This window comes from Streptococcus australis (assembly GCF_015553625.1).
GTDB lineage: Bacteria > Bacillota > Bacilli > Lactobacillales > Streptococcaceae > Streptococcus > Streptococcus australis_B.
In genome coordinates, this window is sequence record NZ_JADNGY010000001.1 from 217,860 (window position 1) to 242,158 (window position 24,299).

A 24,299-nucleotide genomic window follows, 5' to 3' on the forward strand; every position below is an offset into this window, starting at 1 on the left:
TTCTTTCGAATGCTTATCCTAACTAAGTCCTCTCATCAAATTTGACCATTTCACCTAAACGATCTCTGATCTATAAGAGAAAAAAAGTTCTTCAGAAGATGATCTGAAGAACCACTATTCATCTAGCTTTTCTCCATTCATTATACCATATTTCACTAGGCTTTTCACCCGACATTCTCAAAGAAAACCGACAAATCCACTCATGGATCTGCCGGTATATCAGAAGAATCGAAAGAAGCAAATTTTCAATTTAAGAAAGATGATTGTATTTACTTTTTACGATGGAAAAATGAGGCCAAGCCTGCAAAGAAAGCTACTACAAGCGTAATGAACAGCTCACGTGACGTCACTCCCAGAGAGTCCGACGCCGATTTCGCTTCAGAGACAGAAGCAGCCGATTTCTCGCCAGAAGAGCTCATCTGAGGAGTCACTTGACTTTGTGAATGGGATTGACTTGCCGAGCTAGAGGTAGAACGACTCGTTGAAAGAGAAGTCGATTCTGAGGAGAGCTGGCTTGCTTTTAATGAAACAAGTGTGCTCGCTGGCTCCTGAAGACTCGCCGAAGCAGACCCGTACACCACTGTAGATTCGTTTACTGCATTTGAAGCCAAGGCAGAAGCGGATGACCAATTTGATGCCTGTGACATAGAATGAGTAGACGAAGTCGATCTATTTGTAGAAGTCGAAGACTGATCAGAAGCACTCGTTTGATGCGATGCTGAAGCCAATTCAGAGGTTTGTTTGTTTGAAGCAGATTCGGATGGGCTTGCTAAAACAGACGCTGAATTCAAGACTGATTTTGATGCGCTTGCTGACGCGGAAACGGATGCTGAAGTCAACTTAGACACTGAGGCAGACTGAAGCTCAGAAGATTCCATTTGAGCTACAGATTCTGATATGCTGGTTGAAACTGACTCTGAGATTGAAGCGGATGCCAATTCAGAGGCTTGTTTGTTTGAAGCAGATTCAGAGGCACTGATTGAAACAGACTCAAAACTCAAGATAGATTCTGAAGCTCTTGCTGACGCGGAAACGGATGCTGAAGTCAACTCAGACACTGAGGCAGATTGAAGTTCAGAAGATTCCATACGAGCTACAGATTCGGATGTGCTGGTTGAAACTGACTCAGATGTTGATGTCGACTCTAACTCAGAGGATTGCTTGCGAGAAGCAGATTCTGATGCACTTTCTGAAACAGACTCAGAACTCAAAATAGATTCTGAAGCTCTTGCTGAAACTGACTCAGAGGTCGAAGCCAATTTAGAGGCTTGCTTGCGAGAAGCCGATTCGGATGCACTTTCTGAAACAGATGTTGAATTCAAGACCGATTCTGATACGCTTACTGAAACTGATGCAGAGTTCAAAACAGACTCTGAACTACTTACTGATACAGACTCACTAGTTGACACTGAATCAGATGTTGATGTTGACTCTAACTCAGAAACTTGCTTGCTTGAAGCAGACTCAGAACTCAAGATAGATTCCGAAGCTCTTGCTGAAACGGACTCAGAGATTGAAGCGGATGCCAATTCAGAGGCTTGTTTGGTTGAAGCAGATTCGGATGCACTTTCTGAAACAGATGCTGAATTCAAGACCGATTCAGATACGCTGGCTGAAACTGACTCTGAGGCCGAAGCCAATTCAGAGGCTTGCTTGCGAGAAGCAGATTCGGATGCTCTTGCTGAAACAGACGCTGAATTCAAGACCAATTCAGATACGCTGGCTGACGCACTTGTCGATGTTGAAACGGAAACGCTGATTGATTCAGAAGTCAACTCAGACACTGAGGCAGACTGAAGCTCAGAAGCTTGTTTGTTTGAAGCAAATTCGGATGTGCTCGCTGAAACAGATGCTGAATTCAATTCCGATTCGGATACGCTGGCTGAAACAGATGCACTTGATTCTGACACACTTGTAGATGCTGAAGTTGACACGCTTGTTGATTTCGAAGTCAACTCAGACACTGAGGCAGATTGAAGCTCAGAAGATTCCATTTGAGCTTCAGATTCTGATGTGCTTGCTGAAACAGATGCAGAATTCAAAACAGACTCTGAACTACTTACTGATACAGACTCACTAGTTGACACTGAATCAGATGTTGATGTTGACTCAAACTCAGAGGCTTGCTTGCGAGAAGCAGATTCAGATGCACGGATTGAAACAGACTCGGAATTCAAGACTGATTCGGATGCGCTGGCTGAAACTGACTCTGAGGCCGAAGCCAATTCAGAGGCTTGTTTGTTTGAAGCAGATTCTGATGCGCTTGCTGAAGCCGAAACGGATTCCGAACTCAACTCAGATACAGATGTAGACTGAAGCTCAGAAGATTCCATTTGAGCTTCAGATTCTGATGTGCTAGTTGAGACTGACTCTGATGTTGAAGCAGACGCCAACTCAGAAACTTGCGTGCGTGAGGTCGAATCAGAGACACTGTTTGAAACAGACGCTGAATTCAAGACTGATTCTGATACGCTGGCTGAAACCGATGCTCTTGCTTCTGACACACTTGTCAAAGCCGAAGCTGAAACGCTTGTTGATTTCGAAGTCAACTCAGACACTGAGACAGATTGAAGTTCAGAAGATTCCATACGAGCTACAGATTCTGAAGTGCTAGTTGAGACTGACTCAGAGGCTGAGGTTGAAGCCGATGCCAACTCAGATGCTAGCTTGCTTGAGGTTGACTCAGATGCACTTGTTGAAACGGATGTTGAATTCAAGACTGATTCTGACGCGCTTGCTGAAACTGACGCACTAGTTTTTGAAGCACTCGTTGAAACTGACTCAGAGGTCGAAGCAGACGCCAACTCAGAAGCTTGTTTACTTGAGGTTGATTCAGATGTACTTACTGAAACGGACTCGGAACTCAAGACTGATTCAGATACGCTTGCCGAAATCGACGCACTTGCTTCTGAAACACTTATCGATGATGAACTTGACACACTAGTTGATTCCGAAATCAACTCAGATACTGAAGCGGATTGAAGTTCAGAAGATTTCATTTGAGCTACAGATTCCGAAGTACTTGCCGACGTTGATGCAATCGACTCTGATACAGACAACGATCCACTCAATGATTTGGATGCAGATTTCTCTGAAGCAGATAGAGAGCTACTTGCTGATTCTGAAACGGATACTTCTGAGGCTGATACCGATGCACTTGTCGATGCTGATGAGATCGACTCTGATACAGACAAGGATCCGCTCAATGATTCGGATGCTGATTTCTCTGAAGCTGACAGAGAACTACTTAACGATTCTGAAACGGCTACCTCTGAGGCTGATAACGAACTACTTACCGAGATGGAAACAGACTCCAACTCAGATGCTAGCTTGCTTGAGGTTGACTCAGATGCACTTGTTGAAACGGATGCTGAACTCAAGACAGAATTAGATGCACTGATTGAAACAGACTTAGAATTCAATTCCGATTCGAATGCGCTGGCCGAAATCGACGTACTTGCTTCTGAAGCACTTATCGATGATGAAGTTGACACGCTAGTTGATTCCGAAATCAACTCAGATACTGAAGCGGATTGAAGTTCAGAAGATTTCATACGAGCTACAGATTCTGAAGTACTTGCTGACGTTGATGCAATTGACTCTGATACAGACAAGGAACCACTTAATGATTTGGATGCTGATTTCTCTGAAGCTGACAACGAGCTACTTGCTGAAGTAGAAACAACCGACTCTGATACAGACAGGGAACCACTTAATGATTCAGAAGCAAATTTCTCCGAAGCAGATAGAGAGCTACTTGTTGATGCTGAAACGGATACCTCTGAGGCTGATAACGATGCGCTTGTCGAAGCGGAAGAAATCGATTCTGATACAGACAAGGATTCGCTTACTGATTCAGAAGATGACTTCTCTGAGACTGACAACGAACTACTTGCTGAAGTGGAAACAATTGACTCTGATACAGACAGCGATCCACTCAAGGATTCAGAAGCGGATTTCTCTGAAACTGACAATGAACTGCTTGCTGAAGCCGAAACGGATACCTCTGAGGCTGATAACGATGCGCTTGTCGAAGCGGAAGAAATCGACTCCGATACAGACAAGGAGCCACTCAATGACTCAGAAGCTAACTTCTCTGAAGCAGATAGAGAGCTACTTACCGATACTGAAGCTGAGACCTCCGAATCATTCTGCAAATTAGACTGAGAAGAAGATAGCGATTGAGATTCGAGTTCCTGTGAAATAGAAAAACTATCTGATACCGAGTCACTACTTGACATCGACTCAGATAAGGACGTTGATTGACTATCCCACAGAGAAACAGCTACAGACAGAGATTGAGATTCTGAAGCAACTACTTGCGAGGTGCTTTCTGAGTATGAAAGACTATCTTGTGTTGACATCGAATGAGAAGCTGAATAAATGAATGATTGAGAACTCAATTCAGAAGGAGTCATTCTTCGGTAATAGTAATTCACACTCTTCAATGGAAAGTAACTAACTCGGGTCGAAACCGTATGATAAAACTTAGAAAATCCGTCTGCACCTTGAAGGGATGCATCATCACCCACAATATGGTTACCGCTATGCTGTGCTTGATTTTCTGGAGCGGAAGTATAGGGTTTACGGAAAGAATATTCCTTACCCGTTTTTTCATCCGTATAGCTCTCCTTCTCTGTCAAGGAGAACCAACCTGAGATTTTTAACTTAAAGTTTTTTCCATCTGAAAAATCGGGAGTAACTGTAAGAGAATAATCTTCTTTCTTACTTTTTACCTCTCGCGTCTCAAGATGTTCAAAGGTTTCATTCCAATGATCATTTCTAAAGGCCTTTTCATAGACTAAGGTATAATTTGCAAGGTCAAATACTGTACCGTTATCACCTTTCCGGTAATTTCTCTGTTTGGAAGGATCCAACACATAGTATTTTAAAGTGAAATCGCCATTTGGACTCGTCACTTCTCGGACAAGCTTAATATAGTGGTCTCTTGCCCCTCCTCGATATGCTTCGACAGTCTGTTTCCCAACTTCACTAAGATCAAAAATACCAGACATTTTATTCTGATGGTAGTCTACTAGCGGAACTTGAACAAAACCATCCAATTGTCGAGCAGCTGAAGCTGTGTACTCCTGACCTTCAATACCAACCTGGGCATAAGAAGCCAAAACAGTTTCCCTGCCATTCGGGACGTAAGCTCCTTGTCGGAATTCTCCCTTGTCCCGAATGAGCTTGTAATAGGTAACATGTTCAGCACTTCGTGATGGAACAATGGATGCTACTGTCGATGGTGCATAAAGACCTACATTTTTAGGTTCTAGCACATCATAAAGCTGTTGAATCATAAATTTAGGAGTCTGGTAACTTACACTTTGCATCCGTATAACTCCAGGTTTCCCATCATTATAAATTGAGTAAAAGACCCTGTATTGGCGGTTTGTATCTGAACCAACTAATTCCTTTGGTAAATCAAACTCAACCACACTATTTGCTTTAACTGTTTGAGCATAAACCTCCGTACCACTAGACTTTTTAACCAAGCGGAAGTATACATCGACACCTTTAGGAGTAGTTGAACCAATCGAGCTACGATCGACGGATAAGGTTGCATAATAATCCAGAGGATCCGGCTTCACTCGATTAACGAAATCCCAAATAGCAAAAGTATAGCGCGTCACATCATGAGTCTCAGAAAGAGATTTGAGAGCCTCAGGATCAAGATTTGTAACAGATTTATCTAAATGCGGATCCTTTTCTACTCCTGCAAATTTCAAAGCAGCATCTTCGATATTAGCTCCGTTTCGGTCTTCCAAATCAGGAGTAATTTCTGATAACTCTTCAGAGTCCGTTACGGTTTCATAAATTGGTGCCAACTGAGCTGCAATGGCAGGTTTGCCGTTTACACTGCTATTCCCCACAAAACCTGATGCTTTCAGAGCAAGCATCAGCTCGTCAACAGACTGATTTAAGCGTTGACGCTGACCCACATAAGCTTGCGTCCCTACATTTTCATGAAGCAACTGAGTACTGGTTGATAAATCGGTTTGCACCTTAGCGATAGCAGCTGAAAGAGCTGCTTTTTGATCCGCATCTGTAAGGTTTGAGGCATAGTTTTCGGCCATTTGGGTCAACAAGGTCGCTTCTGACAGATTCTGTTCTAGACCAACCTTATCCGTTGCACTTAGAACCCTTTCGGTCGTTTCCAGGCTTGACTCTGATGTCGTCGTAGCTTCTGAAGCAGATTCGCTCAGAGCCACAGTAAGGCTCTCAGAACCGTGCTCGCTTAAAGAGACTGAAGCACTTGTCGATTCGAAACTTTCTTCTGACATTGATCTGGCATCAGAAACAGATCCAATCACTAAGCTATTGGCCTCTGCTAAGGTCTCTTTCTGTAATTCAGAAGTTGTCACCACATCAGTTCCTGCTTCATCCGCAAAAGCCGTGTTGATAATGGAGGTAGCACCAGCAGCTGCTCCCGTCGCCAATAAGCCTTTCAGTACAAATTGACTTGTAGAACGGATCCCATCCCGCTCCTTATCTGACTTCGTTACAACTCTTGTTTCTACTTCTCCACGAACAATTTTAAATAAACCTAAGGTAGAATTTTCTGAACGAACCCAGTGCTTCCCAGACTTGATTAACTTGAAACGAGTCGTTCGATCCATCTCCCTAACTTTTCCATTCAAACGTTTAAAAAACATGAATATCCCCTCAACATTATAGTCATTAAATATTATACATTATTACTATACATATTCAAGTAATTTGAGGTAAATAACAATTCAATTTTCAAAAAATTCCTCCTCGAAAGTATTTTCATTATTTTTTGATAAAATCAGCGAAATCTAATAGGGTAAAACAGAAAAAAAGAACCTCAAAATGAGATTCTTTTGTAGACACTCAAAATAATAGATGGCTGTTTTCACATAGCGATACAGGATTATTCTTCCTCTTCTTTTTTACGGCGCCCCAATAGAGCTAGCCCAACGAAAGATGCAAGAGTAGCAAATAAGATTGATCCTGTAGATTTCTTCTCCCCAGTTGCCGGAAGAACTTCTTCCGATGAGCTTTCTTTGTTGGATAAGGACTGGATGAGTAATCCTGAAACACTCTCAGACCGAACTTCGCTTGTTGAATCCAGCCTTGAAAGATACTGAGAATGACTGATTGACTCTGAATGACTTTGCGAGTCAAATGAGGACTCTGAGAGGGTTTCACTTGTTGAGATTGAACCGCTCAGGGATCCCGATGACGACTCGGTTAGACTGACTGAATCAGACTGACTCTCAGACCTAGACTCCGGTGGCGAGACAGACTCGCTTGTTGGAGCAGATTGGCTCAAAGAACTCGAGATAGAAGCTGAATTCCTTACCGACTCGGATTGAGAAGTTGACATAGATTCACTTGCGGAAATTGAGGCACTCATTAATTCGGAGACGGACTCGGTTTCTGAGGTCAACTGGCTAGTTGAAAGCGATTGGGAAGCTGAGACCGACCCTCTTGTAGAATCCGAGATACTCAAAGAGACTGACTCTGATTCCAACTCAGAAGTCGAGGCTGAGTCACTTGCTGAGAATGAAGTACTCAAAGACTCTGAGACGCTCTCTAACAGGCTCTCAGATGCTAATTGACTTTCGGCAACCGACTCTGAAGTCGAAAGAAAATCACTTGTGGAAATGGATGTACTCAACGATTCTGAAACCGACTCAGAAGCACTTGCCGATGTAGACTGACTATGCGACTCGGACTCGGAGGTCGAAGCTGACTCGCTTGTGGAAACCGAGCTACTCAATGATTCAGAGACTGACTCGGAGACACTTTCTGACAGGCTCTCAGATGCTAATTGACTTTCGACAACCGACTCTGAAGTCGAAAGAAAATCACTTGTGGAAACGGATGTACTCAACGATGCTGAAACTGACTCTGAAACACTTGCCGATACCGATTGACTTACAGATTTGGATTGAGATGTCAATACAGACTCACTTACAGAAACTAAGGTACTCAAGGAGTCAGAAACTGACTCTGAAACACTTGCCGATATAGACTGACTAAGCGAATCGGATTCAGAGGTCGAAAGAGATTCACTGGCGGATACCGAAGTGTTCAACGATTCTGAAACAGACTCGGAGATACTTACCGATACTGACTGACTTAACGACTCGGACTCAGAAGTCAAAATGGATTCACTTATCGAAACTGAGGTACTCAAGAATTCTGAGACGGATTCGGAAACACTTGCCGAGGCAGACTGACTAAGCGAATCGGACTCAGAGGTAGAAACGGAATCACTTGTGGAAACCGAGGTACTCAAGGAGTTAGAAACTGACTCTGAAACACTTGCCGATATAGACTGGCTAATCGACTCGGATTCAGAGGTCAAAACAGATTCACTTGCAGAAACCGAAGCACTAAACGATTCTGAAACCGATCCTGAGGCACTTGCCGATATAGACTGACTAAGCGAATCGGATTCAGAGGTCGAAACGGAATCACTTGTGGAAACCGCTGTGCTTAACGATCCTGAGACACTCTCTGACAGGCTTTCTGATGCAGACTGACGTACGGACTCTGATTCAGAGGTCGAAACTGACTCACTCGTGGAAACCGAGGCACTCAACGATTCCGAAACCGACTCGGAAACACTTGCCGATGTAGACTGACTGACAGATTCGGATTGAGAGGTCGAAACGGAAGCACTTGTGGAAACCGAAGTACTCAACGATTCCGAAACCGACTTGGAGATACTTGCCGATGCTGACTGGCTAATCGACTCGGATTCAGAGGTCAAAACAGATTCACTTGAAGAAACCGAAGCACTCAACGATTCTGAAACCAACTCGGAAACACTTGCCGATATAGACTGACTAAGCGAATCGGATTCAGAGGTCGAAACGGAATCACTTGTGGAGACCGAGGTACTCAACGATTCCGAAACCGACTCTGAAACACTTGCCGATATAGACTGACTAAGCGAATCGGATTCAGAGGTCGAAACGGAATCACTTGTGGAAACCGAGGTACTCAACGATTCCGAAACCGACTCTGAGGTGCTTTCTGAAGTAGCCTGACTGAGCGATTTAGAGATTCTTAATGACTCCGACTCGCTGACTGATGCAGACTGACTCTCTGACACCACCGCACTGACTGATTTAGACTCACTAACAGAAACCGAAGCAGATTCCGAAAGGCTCTCTGATTCTAGAACACTCAAAGATTGAGATGCCGCTTGTGATACCGAGAGACTTGTAGAGAGCGAGGTGCTTTGAGAAGCAACGATTGATGTTGATGCACTCTCCGATTCTGAATAGTTCTCAGACAAAGACTCTGATAATTTGGCCGATTGTGACTGCATTTGAGACGTACTTTGCGCTTCCGATACGCTCTGGGAATAACTCACCGAGAGCGACTGCGTTCGAGGATCCTCTGTCAAAGGCACCTTTACAGTATTGGACGTATCATCCTTGAAGACAACCGTAATGTCTCCGCCAGCAGAGACTGAATAGCTCTTAAAATCTTTAGACGCCAGTAGACGTGGATTTGCTGCCTTGAATTTTTCCCAAATCTGCACTTTTTCAGACTCAGTCAGATTGGTCAAATCAGTCACCTGAGTATTAGAAGTCACTGGAGCAATTGGATTTCGGATACCATCATTTTGAGGTAACACTTTAATGCGGAAAGAACGGTCGAGGAACTGATTTCTAGAATTGGTAAAACGAACCGTGATTGTATAAGTCTTCCCAGGTTCGACAACCTCTGTACCTCCTACTTTCCCTTCAATCAACATGGGAGCAAAAGGCGATTTCAAGGTTGCATTGGGAACGAGAACCCCCTCAACCCGTTCACTATTGGGAGCATAGCCCATATAAGTGAGAATGACGCCACCATTCTGCTCTCTCACAATGTATTGCAACCTAATTGGATCTGAATTATAAGCTGTAATGAGATGATTATTTGCCGGACCGCTCATGACAAAAGGAGTACGAAAGGCACTGTCCGCTTCTAAGGCACTACCTGTACGCGGATCTCTCTTCCCTGATTGCTCTCTTAACACAGCATTGACCAAGCGATTCCGAGCAGACTTGGCCTGAAGAAGAGTCGCCTCTCCATCTTGATCCGGATTGGCTAATTGGTTACGGATCGCCTCCAGAGCCTCTTCCGCTTCCAACACAACTCCTTCTCCACCTTTCAATTCTTTCGCTTGCTCTATATAGGAATAAAGGTCCCGAGCTATACTTTGAAGCTGTTTGTCCCTAGCAGGATCTGAGACGGTTACAGCCTCTTGAACCCCATTTGAAAGGACGCTAACTTCCGTCATTGAAGTAGAGAGTGCTTCAGAATGCTTCATGAACAAAGTAGTAGAAAGAGACCCACTCTGTAAGTCTGATGAAGACCACTCGCTCGTAGACAGACTTGTCATTGACGACTGTTCCACACTGCCTAACACCAAGCTATCTTTACCAACCACTCCCACTTCTGAAGCTACTTCTGACTGTATAGTTGGATCTGCTAGTTCATCAGCAGTTGCTTGATGCACGATTGACGTCGCACCTATAATGGATCCAGTAGCAATCAAGCCTTTTAAGGCTATAGAGCTTGGAGCATCCATACTAGAATGATTGGAAACATCTCTTTCTTTTTTAGGTCGTAAAAAAGAAGCATTCAAACAGGCTACTCGAATCCAATGTTTCCCCGATTTTATTAATTTAAATCTCGTCACTCTATTCCATGTTTTTTTTAGCAAGGTAAGAATGCCCCTCTCTCCTCAAAAATTATTCTCTCTTGATTATACATGATTGAATCCTATTTTCAATCATTTTGGCTATATCTATGCTCTAACTCAGCAAAAAAGCCATCGAATCGATGACTTTTTAGAAATGAACAGCATGTTTTCGAAAGCTGATTCCTATTTAGAAATTTCTGCCAACATTTTCTCAATGTGTTGGATGGATTTTTCACGTCCAAGCAAGTAAATGGTATCTGGCAATTCTGGACCATGCATTTCACCTGAAACAGCGATACGGATTGGCATGAAGAGATTTTTCCCTTTGATACCAGTTTCCTTTTGGACCGCTTTGATTTGTGGGAAGATATTTTCTACCACAAACTCATCGTCTGACATGGCTTCGAGTTTTGCTTTGAAGGCTTCAAGTACAGTCGGAACCGTTTCACCAGCCATGACTTCTCGCTCAGCTGCTGTCAATTCTGGGAAGTCTGAGAAGAAAAGGTCTGTCAATGGAACGATTTCGTCCACCGACTTCATTTGTGGTTTGTAGAGTTCCACCAATTTCTCAGCCTTGTCTGTTAAACGACCTGCTTCTTCAAGGAATGGTTTGGCCATTTCAAAGATAGTCTCAAGATCCGCATTCTTAATGTACTCATTACTCATCCAGTCCATTTTCTTCTGGTCGAAGGCTGCTGGAGACTTGCTAAGGCGGTTTTCATCAAAAAGCTTGATGAGTTCTTGGCGAGAGAAGATTTCGTCTTCCCCGCCAGGGTTCCAGCCAAGAAGAGCGATAAAGTTAAAGACTGCTTCTGGAAGGTAGCCCTTCTTACGGTAATCTTCGATGAACTGAAGTGTATTGGTGTCACGTTTAGACAACTTCTTACCAGTTTCAGAGTTGATAATCAAGGTCATGTGACCGAACTCTGGTGCATCCCATCCAAGCGCTTCATAAACCATAAGCTGTTTTGGCGTATTAGCAATGTGGTCGTCTCCACGAATAACGTGAGAGATTTGCATATCGTGGTCATCAATCACAACGGCAAAGTTGTAAGTTGGGTAGCCATCTTTCTTTTGGATAACCCAGTCACCACCGATATTGCCACCTTCAAATTCGATATCGCCTTTAACCATATCATGCCATTTGTAGATACCAGATTCATTAACAGCCAAACGAACCGTTGGGATGATCCCTGCTGCTTCACGTTCTGCAATGTAAGCTGATTTTTCTTCTTCGCTCATACCAAGGTATTCGTTGATGTAGTGAGGTGTTTCCCCAGCTGCTTCTTGGCGTTCACGCTCTGCTGCCAACTCTTCTTCTGTAACGTAAGACTTGTAGGCTTTCCCTTCGGCCAAGAGTTGGTCGATATATTTTTGATAGAGTTCCAAACGCTCTGATTGGCGGTAGTTTTCATGCGTCTCAGGACTTTCATCCCAGTCCATGCCCAACCAACGAAGGTTTTCAAGCTGGGAACGTTCTCCGTCTTCGACGTGGCGCTTACGGTCCGTATCTTCGATACGGATGATAAAGGTTCCACCATGGTGGCGCGCATACAAGTAGTTAAACAATGCTGTACGAGCATTTCCGATGTGTAGTAGTCCGGTTGGACTTGGTGCATAACGCACACGAATATCTTTAGTCACGTATGTTTCTCCTAATTGTTCATTGATTCTGGGCTTCTCTTCTAACTGGCCCAGGCACTTTTCACTCTATTATAGCATATCTCTGCATGAGTAGCTTCCTAATCGAGTCGTTCTTCTAGTTCAAAATCAATTGGCAGGGTTGCTAAGAAATGCTCCAACTCCCGCTCCCAATAAAACCATTCATGTTTTCCTGGTCCATGGCTGTAGGTGATATCAAAACCGAGGTCCTTCAGATGATCAACAGCTGTATTGTTGGCCTCATACAGAGCATCCTGCTCGCCACACCACGCCCATAAGACCGTCTTTTTATCTGAGTACTTCTCAGCAATGCTTTCCAAGGAGTAAGGACTCGTCGTCCAATCTTCTAACTCTCCAAAGACCCCTTGCCAATAAGCCTTACTGCCAAGGTCGGTATCTGCTAGTTGACGTCCCTCAAAGCTAAGAGCACCAGAAAAACTAGCAGCATGCGAGAAGCGATTGGTTTGAAGGGCCAGTTTGAAAGATCCATAGCCCCCCATCGATAGACCAGCAATAAAGGTCTTCTCCCGCTTCTTGGTCATATTGGGGAAGAAGCGTGCCAAGGTCTTAGGCAATTCCTCTGCGATGGCTGTGTAGTAGGGATAGCCATACTGGGTATCCGTATACCAACCATTATTAGTATTAGGCAAGACAACAATCAGATTGGTCGAACGTAGGATCCGTTCCACATTGGTCCGTTTCAACCAGGAGTACTGATTGCCATTCATCCCATGAAGGAGATAGAGGACCGGGATATCTTGATCATCTGGATTTTTCACCCGAGACCCATCTGGGTAGAGGACGTTGATCCCCCACTCCATTGCGAGCGCTTCTGAATAGTATTCAATCTGCATTACTGCCATCTATCTTTCCTCACTATTTCTTCTTTTCCTTGACAAGAAAAAGCCGACGATCGACTTTTCCTCTTATCTTAATCCTAGCGTACTTCCATGACGACTGGCAAGATAGCTGGTCGACGTTTGGTCTGGTCAAAGAGGTACTTGGCCAAACTATCACGAACAGCACCCTTGAGCTCGCCCCAATCGAAGCTGTCCTGGGCTAAGTATTCCTCCACACTTTGGTTGACAATCTCTGCACTTTCGCGCAAGATATCGCGACTCTTCTTCACATAGACAAAGCCACGGGTGTGAACTTTTGCCTTCGAGATGATGCGTTTCTCACGACGGTTAACCGTAATAGCCACAATAAAGATACCATCTTCTGAAAGGACTTTCCGGTCACGGAGAACGACATTCCCAACATCTCCAATGGCATTCCCATCGATGAGAACATCTCCTGCAGAGACGCTACCAGCTGGGACGAAGTCCCCATTGTCATATTCCATGATAGAGCCTTTTTTCGGAATGAAGATATTTTCAGGCAAAATCCCCACTTCCATAGCAAGCCTTGCATGGGCATCCAATTCACGGTATTCCCCTTGGATTGGGAACAGATAGTTCGGACGCAGTAAGTTGATCATCAACTGCAGATCACGCGCATTTCCATGTCCTGATACACGCAAGCTTTGAGTAATTTGCTTGACGACTCCTCCTGCTTGGTAGACCATATTTTCTACACGTGCCATAACCGCTTCTTTGGCGATAGATGGAGTTGTTACGATATAGACCAAGTCACCATCCTTGATTTCGACATAGCGGTGACGGCCAATGGACATCTTACGAAGTCCGTTGATCGGCTCACCCATACGTCCAGTTTCAAGAATAATCAATTCATGGTCCTCAAAACGAGACATTTCTTTTGGCTTGATCAATAATTTTTCGTTGGCCAAAGAAAGCTTATTTAAACGAATCCCTGTCCGGACAATATTTTCTACGTCAAATCCAGTCAAAACAACCCGACGCCCTGTCTCTGCAGCTGCATCAAAGACCTGCTGGATCCGTGATAGGTTACTAGCAACAGCAGCAACAATGACCCGGCCATCCCAGTCCCCAATGGTATCCAGGATTTCATCTCCAACTTCTTGCTCGCTAGCCACTTGAACAGTGCTGTCAGCATTAGCAGAGTCACTCAAGAGAGCTAGCACGCCTTCGCGTCCAATCTCTGCCAAACGAGCAAAGTCTGTCGCATAAAACTCACTCGCTGTCTGGTCAAACTTGAAGTCTCCTGTATAGACGATGTTGCCCTCAGGAGTCTTGATGACAATTCCTAAACTTTCTGGAATAGAGTGGGTTGTCTGGAAGAAGGAAACAACGGTTCCTCCAAAATCGATTTCTGAATTGGCATCGATCACATGGAAGTCATTGAACTTCTTGACACTGTCGTTACTCTTGACAAAGAGCTTGGCCAACTCGACGGTCAACTCCGACCCAAATACTGGAACTTTAGCCTCCGCTAAAAGATAAGGAAGGGCTCCGATGGCATCCGCATGCCCGTGCGTTAAAAAGACCCCTGCGATACGATCGCTATTCTCAAAGAGGTAGTCCATGTTGGGAATAACAACATCGACCCCTAGTTGCTCATTTTCTGGATACTTGAGACCAGCATCCAAAACAAAAATAGAGTCATTTACTTCAGCTATGTAGAGGTTTTTCCCGTTTTCACGGACTCCACCTAAAGTAATCAACTTAATGTTACTCATGTTTTCTCCTTTATGTGATGGTTCATACTTACGGTCCTTGGCTCACCAAGTCGAATTACAGTTTTGCAAATTTCTTGCATATCTAGAACATTATACTATTTTTTCACGATTTTTTCAAAAGTCAGATCAAACAAAAGAGGCTGGGACAAAAGTCCTAGCCTCTCAATTGTCTTTGGATTGTCGAGCAAGACGCAGTGGTTGAGTGGGCTCTACTACGCTGGTTTCATCAGCTTTTACAGCCCTACTCAACTTTGCGGAGGTGGGACGACGAAATCCAATCCTAACGAATTACCGATTTCTGTCCCACTCTCACTTTATTAAGACCAAAGACGATAGCCTAGATTGTCAACTTTGTCAAAAAGAGACCCTAGTCCGTATGATAGTCATTTTTCTTATTCTCAATCACCCGTATCGCCGCCTTGATGACATGAAACTCGTTTAGCAGTTCTTCTAAGTGCTGGTAATTCCGATCGCTGAGCGCCCCCTTCTTAAGGGTTTGAGACAAGCTATAAAACCGATCAACATGCTCATCAATATTGGCCAGCAATTCTTTGGCTTCTTTTAAGCGATAGCGATTTAGAAGCTTGCTTTGACTATGTTTATAGGCGAGCACATTCTCACGATGAATGTCTTGACAGACTTCCTTCTGTTCTTCATCTACCGTCAAATTGACCGCTTGGAAGCAGGTAATAAACTCCCGATTCTTCAGATCGCACACAAAGACGACACCGTCCTCTGCTACATAGGCTTCCGTATCGGGTCGTTGGTCAAAACTGCTATCAAAATGATGAAGCGAGGGTACGTGTTGATTGACCCAGCGTCTCAACTGCTCGTTATCGACTCCAAATCGTTCCATTGCTCTTTCTTTAAAATGATCTCGACAGCTATATTCATGTGCATATGGCAATCCCACAGCCCTCACCTCTACTTTCTACCACGACAGACAAAAAGACCTCCAGTCTTACGGGACTAGAGGTCTGGTCTGCTTCACTGACAAGAGGCGATTAACCATTTAGGCTAACGAAAACAACAGTTATGATTTTCATTTCTTTTCATGGTACGATTCACATACCAGTGGTTTTCTTTGCAAGTTCTCTTTCAGTTTTGTTACAAAGCACTCAGTTGAGCATACCGAAGTTCGAAAACCATCTAAAGCTTCCACTACTATTTCCATGTATTTCAATGTCATTTAGTAAGTTAAGCAGACTTACTTGACGGCTCAACCGATTTAACATTTCCGACGTTCTGGCTTTTTTATAAAAAGCACGATCAAGTGTCAGCGAAGGCAAACCTAAAACGAAGTAACCTAATGTATGAATCTATAAGGCATTGGTATCAACCCCTTCTCCCTTATCTTCACCTATAGTATACTCCTTTAATATCAGTATTGCAAGCGATTACATGCTGAAACTAGTTTCTAAATTTACTCAAAGAAACGGTAGTAATCAGACAAGGCCATCTTAGCCTTTTCCTCTTGGTTCAAGTCCTGGATAATCTTTCCATCCTTCATGACAATCAAGCGATTTCCGTACTTGAGAGCATCTTCCATATGGTGGGTAATCATCAAGGCAGTCAGTTGATCCGTTTTGACAAAACGATCCGTCAGCTCCATCAAGGCTTGACTCGTCTTGGGATCGAGGGCGGCTGTATGCTCATCCAAGAGCAAGAGTTCTGGCCGTTTCAGGGTAGCCATCAACAAGCTCAGAGCCTGACGTTGTCCACCAGATAAGAATTCTACCGACGTATCGACATGCCTCTCTAAACCATTGCCGATCTGGCTCAAAACCTCTTTAAATTCGTCTTTGTACTGGGCAAGACGACGAGGAACCAAGCCACGCTTTTCTCCTCGGAATTTTGCAATCAGGAGATTTTCAGCCACTGTCATACGAGGAGCTGTCCCCATCTTTGGATCTTGGAAGACACGAGATAGGTATTTGGCCCGTTTTTCTGGACCATAGTGAGTCACATCCTCTCCCTTGATCAAGACTTGACCACTGGTCAGAGGAAGGGTCCCAGCCAAGGTGTTGAAGAGGGTTGATTTCCCAGCACCATTGCCCCCAAGAATAGTGATAAAGTCATGCTCATGAATCTCCAAAGAGACATTATCCAAAATGACTTTTTCTTCATTCAAGCCATTATTCACCACGATAGTGGCATTTTTTAATTCTACAATTGCGGTCATTTGCTGAGTTTGACTCCTTTCAGCAGTTTCTCTTTAAAGGTTGGAATCATGAGACAGATAGCCAAGATGATAGCACTAAAGATACGGATATAGCTGGTATTGACCCCAATAGCAATCACAGCCCAAATCAAGAATTGATAAATGATCGATCCAATAACGATACTGAGTAAACGTTCTGCTAAGGTCAGTTTTGAGAAAAGGACCTCTCCGATAATCAAGCTAGCCAGACCAACGACGATGACCCCGATCCCTCGAGAAGCATCTGCATAGCCTTCTTGCTGGGCCATCAAGGCACCTGACAAGGCAATAATCCCATTGGAAACCACTAGCCCCATCAACTCCATCCGACTGGTATGGATCCCAAAGCTTTTAGCCATCTCAGGATTGTCCCCTGTCGCAATATAGGCCTGCCCCAGTTTGGTATCTAAAAAGAAGAGCATAGCAGCAATCACCAGAGTCACAAAGATGATCCCAATGATAATCTCGTTCACACCACTGGCGATAGGAATCATATCTTGGATTTTTGAGTAGCCAAGCAAACCCAGGTTGGCCCGTTGCATCACAAAGAGAATGACTGAGTTACAGGAAGTCATCACCAAAATCCCTGATAACAGCGTCGGAATCTTCCCTTTGGTATAAAGAAGACCTGTTGCTAATCCAGCCAAACAACCCGCACCAACGGCGGCTAGGGTGGCTAGCAAAGGATGAACCCCTTTGGTGATCAAGGTTACCGCAACGGCTCCCCCTAATGGGAAAGAGCCCTCTGTAGTCATATCTGGGAAATCCAAGATACGAAAGGTCATAAAAATCCCCAGTCCCAAAATAGCCCAGATCAAGCCTTGTGAAATAATCGAAATAAGCATATCTTTGTCCTAACTATTGTAAATATCCTCTATTGTATCATATTGCAAGACGTGATTTCAATGCTTTCAAGAAATAACAAAAAGGCCCCACTCCTTAGAGCGAGGCCTCCTTGTGGAAAACTAAACCATTTACGATCCTAGCGGGAATCGTTAGTGTCTACCACTTGTTTAGTCTTCGTTTTTCTTGCGTCTTGCAAGACCAGCAAGTCCTACCAAACCAAGAGCAGCGCCTAACAATGCAGCAGAAGCTGATTGTTCTTCACCAGTAGAAGGAAGTTCTGGTGCTGGCGGTGTTACCGGTGGTGTTGGTGGTGTTACCGGTGGTGTTGGTGGTGTCACCGGTGGTGTTGGCGGTGTTACCGGTGGTGTTGGTGGTGTCACCGGTGGTGTTGGTGGTGTCACCGGTGGTGTTGGTGGTGTTACTGGTGGTTTCGGTGGAATTACCTTGTTGTTGAACTCAGTATCTTCCGGTAATTGAGAAGTAGTTGTTAAGACTTTGCCTTCTTTAGTAACTGTTACTGTTACTGTAGCTACCATCTTATCGTATTCAACTCCTGCTTCAGTACCTTTAACCTCTTCCACTGTGTAAGTGTGAGTTCCTTCTTCTCCACGTTTGAACTCTAATGCAGAGAACTTGATGTTTCCTGATGCATCGTTCTTAACTGTTTCAATAACTTTTCCATCTTTATCTTTAAGTACGAAGCTAAATTCACCTTCTTTTAGCTCACGTCCTTCAAGTTTCTTAGTGAAGTTAAATTCAACTTTAGTTGGGATGTTAACGACACGTTTTTCTGTTGGTTTTTCTGGTTTTTCAACAGATTTCTTAGTTGGATCGTATTGGTGAACAGTTTGTGAAGCAGTGTTTTCGATATCTACACCATCTTTAGCTGTTGCTTTGATAGTTGCAGGAATCTCAAACTTGTAGTAACGTCCGAATGCCAATTTAGCAGTGTCGATTACTTGAGTATTTTCTGCATCTCCAAGAGACTTAGTCAAGTCAGCCTTAGATGTAGCAGTAATGACACCATTCACAATTGAGATATCAAACTTAGCTGTTACATCTTCACCAGTTACTGAATCATAAGCTTTAATATCAGCCACATTAACATCCAAGTTTTCGCTATCATATTTATCCGTAATACCAACAGATTGAATATAATGTGCTTCTGTGAATTTAGTTGTATCCAACCATACTTGGTAAACAACCTTATCACCTTTATGGAGTGTTTGGGTATTGATATTTTGCTTTTCATTATTATCAACTTTGTCCACATATGGATCTTTGTTGGTATCAGCTACTTTATCAGTCAACTCTTTATCATCATCAAGAAGTTTATTTCCAGTGATATCAAATTTCTCTTCATTAAGAATATATTTCTCTGGGTTGAACTCTGGAGTTTCTGGAGGAGTTACACGGTTGTTGAACTCTTTATCAGCGATTTCGCCAACAGTCGCTACAAGAACTTTAGCTGTTCCGTCGTGTGATACTGTAACTGTTACATTCGCTTTCATTGTATCGTATGTAACGGTTGCGTCGCTTCCTTTAACTTCTTCTACTGTGTAGTTGTGAACGCCTTCTTGTCCTTTCTTGAATTCAAGTGCTGAGAACTTAACGTTTCCTGCTGCATCGTTGCTTACAGTTTCAAGAGTCTTACCTGTTGAATCTTTAAGCACGAAGCTGAATTCGTTGGCTTGAAGTTCGCGTCCTTCCAACTTCTTAGTAAAGTTGAACTCAATTGAAACCGGTACGTTGTTTACACGTTTTTCAGTTGGTTTGCTTGGTTTTTCAACCTTCTTAGTTGTTGGGTTATAGTAGTTCACTACTTGAGCCGCAGTATTTTCGATATCTACACCAGCTGCCACATCAGCTTTCACTGTTGTTGGGATGTCGAACTTGTAGTAACGTCCAAATGCAAACTTAGTTGTGTCAATGATTTGAGTGTTTTCTGCGTCGCCAAGTGACTTAGTGAAGCCAGCTTTAAGAGTTGCAGTGATCACACCGTTGTCCACAGCGATATCGAATTTATCTGTTACATCATCGCCAGTTACTGAATCGTAGGCTTTGATCTTAGTAGAATCAAGATCCAACTTCGCTTCATCGTAGTCATCTGAGATTCCTACTGATTGGATGTTTTCTTTGTTAGTTTCAGAGAATTTAGTTGTATCCAACCATACTTGGTAAACCAACTTGTCGCCACGTTTCACAGTCTTGGTGTTCAAGTTTTGTTTTTCGTTGTTAGATGCATCGTCTGCATATGGGTTCGCATTGGTATCTGCGTACTTGTCTGCCAATTCTTTGTCATCATCAACGAGTTTGTCACCTGTGATATCGAATTTCTCTTCAGAAACAACGTATTTCTCTGGTTGGAACTTAGGTTCTTCTGGAGGAGTTACACGGTTGTTGAACTCTTTATCAGCGATATCACCAACAGTAGCTACAAGAACTTTAGCTGTTCCATCGTGAGAAACAGTTACTGTTACATTCGCTTTCATGGTGTCGTATGTAACGGTTGCGTCTGTTCCAGCTACTTCTTCTACAGTGTAGTTGTGAACGCCTGCTTGTTCTTTCTTGAATTCGATAGCTGAGAACTTAACGTTTCCTGCCGCATCGTTGCTTACAGTTTCAACAACTTTACCTGTTGAATCTTTAAGCACGAAGCTGAATTCGTTAGCTTTCAACTCACGACCTTCCAAGCGTTTAGTGAAGTTGAACTCTACTGGTACTGGTACGCTGTTGACACGTTTTTGAGTAGGTTTGTTTGGAGTTTCAACCTTCTTAGTAGTTGGGTTGTAGTAGTTTACAACTTGAGCCGCAGTATTTTCGATATCTACACCAGCCGCCACATCAGCTTTCACTGTTGTTGGGATGTCGAACTTGTAGTAACGTCCAAATTCGAATTTAGTTGTGTCGATAACTTGAGTGTTTTCTGCATCACCAAGTGACTTAGTGAAGCCAGCTTTAAGAGTTGCAGTGATCACACCGTTGTCCACAGCGATATCGAATTTATCTGTTACTTCTGCACCTGTTACTGAATCGTAAGCTTTGATCTTAGTAGAATCAAGATCCAACTTCGCTTCATCGTAGTCATCTGAAATTCCTACTGATTGGATGTTTTCTTTGTTAGTTGCTGAGAATTTAGTTGTATCCAACCATACTTGGTAAACCAACTTGTCGCCACGTTTAACAGTCTTCGTATTCAAGTTTTGTGCTTCGTTGTTTGATGCATCGTCCGCATATGGGTTCGCATTGGTATCTGCGACCTTATCTGCCAATTCTTTGTCATCATCAACGAGTTTGTCACCTGTGATATCGAATTTCTCTTCAGAAACAACGTATTTCTCTGGTTGGAACTTAGGTTCTTCCGGAGGAGTTACACGGTTGTTGAACTCTTTATCAGCGATTTCGCCAAGAGTAGCCACAAGAACTTTAGTTGTTCCATCTTGTTTCACTGTGACTGTTACTGCAGCCTTCATTGTATCGTATGTAACGGTTGCGTCTGAGCCTTTAACTTCTTCTACTGTGTAGTTGTGAACACCTTCGTCACCCTTCTTGAATTCAAGAGCTTTGAACTTAACGTTACCAGATGCATCGTTGCTTACAGTTTCAACAACTTTACCTGTTGAATCTTTAAGAACGAAGCTAAATTCGTTTTCTTTAAGCTCACGACCTTCCAAACGTTTAGTGAAGTTGAATTCCACTTCAACTGGTACGTTGTTTACACGTTTTTCAGTTGGTTTGCTTGGTTTTTCAACTTTCTTAGTTGTTGGGTTGTAGTAATTCACTACTTGAGCCGCAGTATTTTCGATGTCTACACCACCAGGAACATCAGCTTTCACTGTTGTTGGGATGTCGAACTTGTAGTAACGTCCAAATTCAAATTTAGTTGTGTCAATGATTTGAGTGTTTTCTGCATCGCCAAGTGACTTAGTGAAGCCAGCTTTAAGAGTTGCAGTAATCACACCGTTGTCCACAGCGATATCGAATTTATCGGTTACTTCTGCACCTGTTACTGAGTCGTAGGCTTTGATCTTAGTAGAATCAAGATCCAACTTAGTTTCATCGTAGTTGTCAGAGATTCCTACTGATTGGATGTTATCCTTGTTAGCTGCATCAAATTTAGTTGTATCCAACCATACTTGGTAAACCAACTTGTCGCCACGTTTAACAGTCTTGGTGTTCAAGTTTTCTTTTTCGTTGTTAGATGCATCGTCCGCATATGGGTTCGCATTGGTATCTGCGTACTTGTCTGCCAACTCTTTGTCATCGTCAACGAGCTTGTCACCTGTGATATCGTATTTCTCTTCAGAAACAACGTATTTCTCTGGTTGGAACTTAGGTTCTTCTGGAGGAGTTACACGGTTGTTAAATTCTTTATCCGCAATGTCACCAACAGTAGCTACAAGAACTTTAGCTGTTCCATCGTGTTTAACTGTGACTGTTACATTCGCTTTCATTGTATCGTATGTAACGGTTGCGTCGTTTCCTACTACCTCTTCAACTGTGTAGTTGTAAGTTCCTTCTTGACCTTTCTTGAACTCAATAGCTGAGAATTTAACTTTTCCGTCAGCGTCGTTCTTCACAGTTTCAAGAACTTTACCATCGGCATCTTTAAGTGTGAAGCTGAATTCTTGATCTTTAAGTTCACGACCTTCTAATTTCTTAGTGAAGTTGAATTCTACTGGTACTGGTACGTTGTTAACACGTTTTTGAGTAGGTTTTTCTGGAGTTTCAACTTTCTTAGTTGTTGGGTTGTAGTAGTTGACTACTTGTGCAGCAGTGTTTTCGATATCTACACCAGCTTTAACTGTTTGTTTAACTGTTGTTGGGATATCAAACTTGTAGTAACGTCCAAATTCGAATTTAGTTGTATCGATCACTTGAGTGTTTTCTGCATCGCCAAGTGACTTAGTGAAGCCGGCTTTAAGAGTTGCAGTAATCACACCGTTGTTTTCAACGATATCAAATTTATCTGTTACATCATTACCAGATACTGAATCGTAAGCTTTGATCTTAGTAACATCAAGTTCCAACTTCGCTTCATCGTAGTTATCAGAGATGCCTACAGATTGGATGTTTTCTTTGTTAGTTGCTGAGAATTTAGTTGTATCCAACCATACTTGGTAAACCAACTTATCTCCGCGGTTAACAGTCTTCGTATTGATGTTTTCTGCTTCATTGTTGGTGTCTTTGTCAACATATGGATCAGTATTTGTATCTCCGTACTTATCTGTCAACTCAGCATCATCATCAAGAAGCTTGTTATCAGTGATAGAGTATTTCTCTTTATTCAATACATACTTCTCTGGTTGGAACTTAGGTTCTGTTGGAGGTGTTACAGTATTGTTGAACTCTTTATCTGCGATGTCGCCAAGAGTTGCTACAAGAGCTTTAGCTGTACCATCGTGTGAAACTGTGATGGTTACAGTTGCTTTCATAGTATCGTAGGTAACGGTTGCGTCGCTTCCTTTAACTTCTTCTACTGTGTAGTTATGAACGCCTTCTTGACCCTTCTTGAATGTAAGAGTTGAGAACTTAACGTTTCCTGCCGCATCGTTGCTTACAGTTTCAAGAGTTGTACCTTCTGAATCTTTAAGAACGAAGCTGAATTCGTTAGCTTTCAACTCACGGCCTTCCAATTTCTTAGTGAAGTTGAATTCAACTGAGATTGGTACGCTGTTTACACGTTTTTCAGTTGGTTTGTTTGGTTTTTCAACAGTCTTGCTTACTGGGTTGTAGTAGTTCACTACTTGAGCCGCAGTATTTTCGATGTCTACGCCACCTGCCACATCAGCTTTAACTACTGCTGGAATATCAAACTTGTAGTAACGTCCGAATTCGAATTTAGTTGTATCAATGATTTGAGTATTTTCTGTATCACCCAATGACTTAGTGAAGCCAGCTTTAAGGGTTGCAGTCATTACACCATTTTCAACTTTAATATCGAATTTGTTTGTTACATCATTACCAGATACTGAATCGTAGGCTTTGATCTTAGTTGAATCAACGTCAACCTTCGTTTCATCAAAGTCATCAGTGATTCCTACAGATTGAACGTTTTCTTTGTTGTTAGCTGAGAATTTAGTTGTATCCAACCATACTTGGTAGTAAAGCTTATCTCCGCGATTAACAGTCTTGGTATTGATGTTTTCTGCTTCGTTGTTGTTAGTTTGGTCTGCGTATGGGTTCGTATTAGTATCTGCGTACTTGTCTGCCAACTCAGCATCATCATCAAGAAGCTTGTTATCAGTGATAGAGTATTTCTCTTTATTCAATACATACTTCTCTGGTTGGAACTTAGGTTCTGTTGGAGG

9 protein-coding genes are annotated in these 24,299 nt (G+C 43.0%); all 9 read right to left on the minus strand.

Going from position 1 to position 24,299, the window contains the following annotated elements; genetic code table 11:
• Positions 1-269 precede the first annotated feature (269 nt).
• Positions 270-6,659, minus strand: a complete 6,390-nt coding sequence (locus I2D56_RS01035) for an accessory Sec-dependent serine-rich glycoprotein adhesin (RefSeq protein WP_195347779.1) — start codon at positions 6,657-6,659, stop codon at positions 270-272.
• Positions 6,660-6,898: 239 nt separating this feature from the next.
• Positions 6,899-10,678, minus strand: a complete 3,780-nt coding sequence (locus I2D56_RS01040; protein WP_272125557.1) for an LPXTG cell wall anchor domain-containing protein — start codon at positions 10,676-10,678, stop codon at positions 6,899-6,901.
• A gap of 186 nt (positions 10,679-10,864) precedes the next feature.
• The gene (gene gltX, locus I2D56_RS01045; RefSeq protein WP_195347780.1) at positions 10,865-12,325 is read right to left on the minus strand and encodes a glutamate--tRNA ligase; all 1,461 of its coding nucleotides are present in this window, start codon (positions 12,323-12,325) and stop codon (positions 10,865-10,867) included.
• Positions 12,326-12,423: 98 nt separating this feature from the next.
• Positions 12,424-13,206, minus strand: a complete 783-nt coding sequence (locus I2D56_RS01050; RefSeq protein ID WP_154854360.1) for an alpha/beta hydrolase — start codon at positions 13,204-13,206, stop codon at positions 12,424-12,426.
• Between the two features lie 74 nt (positions 13,207-13,280).
• Positions 13,281-14,942, minus strand: a complete 1,662-nt coding sequence (locus tag I2D56_RS01055) for a ribonuclease J (RefSeq protein ID WP_154854358.1) — start codon at positions 14,940-14,942, stop codon at positions 13,281-13,283.
• A 367-nt stretch (positions 14,943-15,309) separates the two neighbouring features.
• Positions 15,310-15,798, minus strand: a complete 489-nt coding sequence (locus tag I2D56_RS01060; protein ID WP_154854356.1) for a hypothetical protein — start codon at positions 15,796-15,798, stop codon at positions 15,310-15,312.
• Between the two features lie 567 nt (positions 15,799-16,365).
• Positions 16,366-17,124, minus strand: a complete 759-nt coding sequence (locus I2D56_RS01065; protein ID WP_154854354.1) for an ABC transporter ATP-binding protein — start codon at positions 17,122-17,124, stop codon at positions 16,366-16,368.
• The gene (locus tag I2D56_RS01070; protein WP_120701529.1) at positions 17,121-17,987 is read right to left on the minus strand and encodes an ABC transporter permease; all 867 of its coding nucleotides are present in this window, start codon (positions 17,985-17,987) and stop codon (positions 17,121-17,123) included. Before I2D56_RS01070 ends, I2D56_RS01065 begins: the two co-directional genes overlap by 4 nt.
• Before the next feature lie 168 nt (positions 17,988-18,155).
• On the minus strand, positions 18,156-24,299 hold a 6,144-nt coding region (locus I2D56_RS09750), incomplete at its 5' end, for an SspB-related isopeptide-forming adhesin (protein ID WP_229050150.1).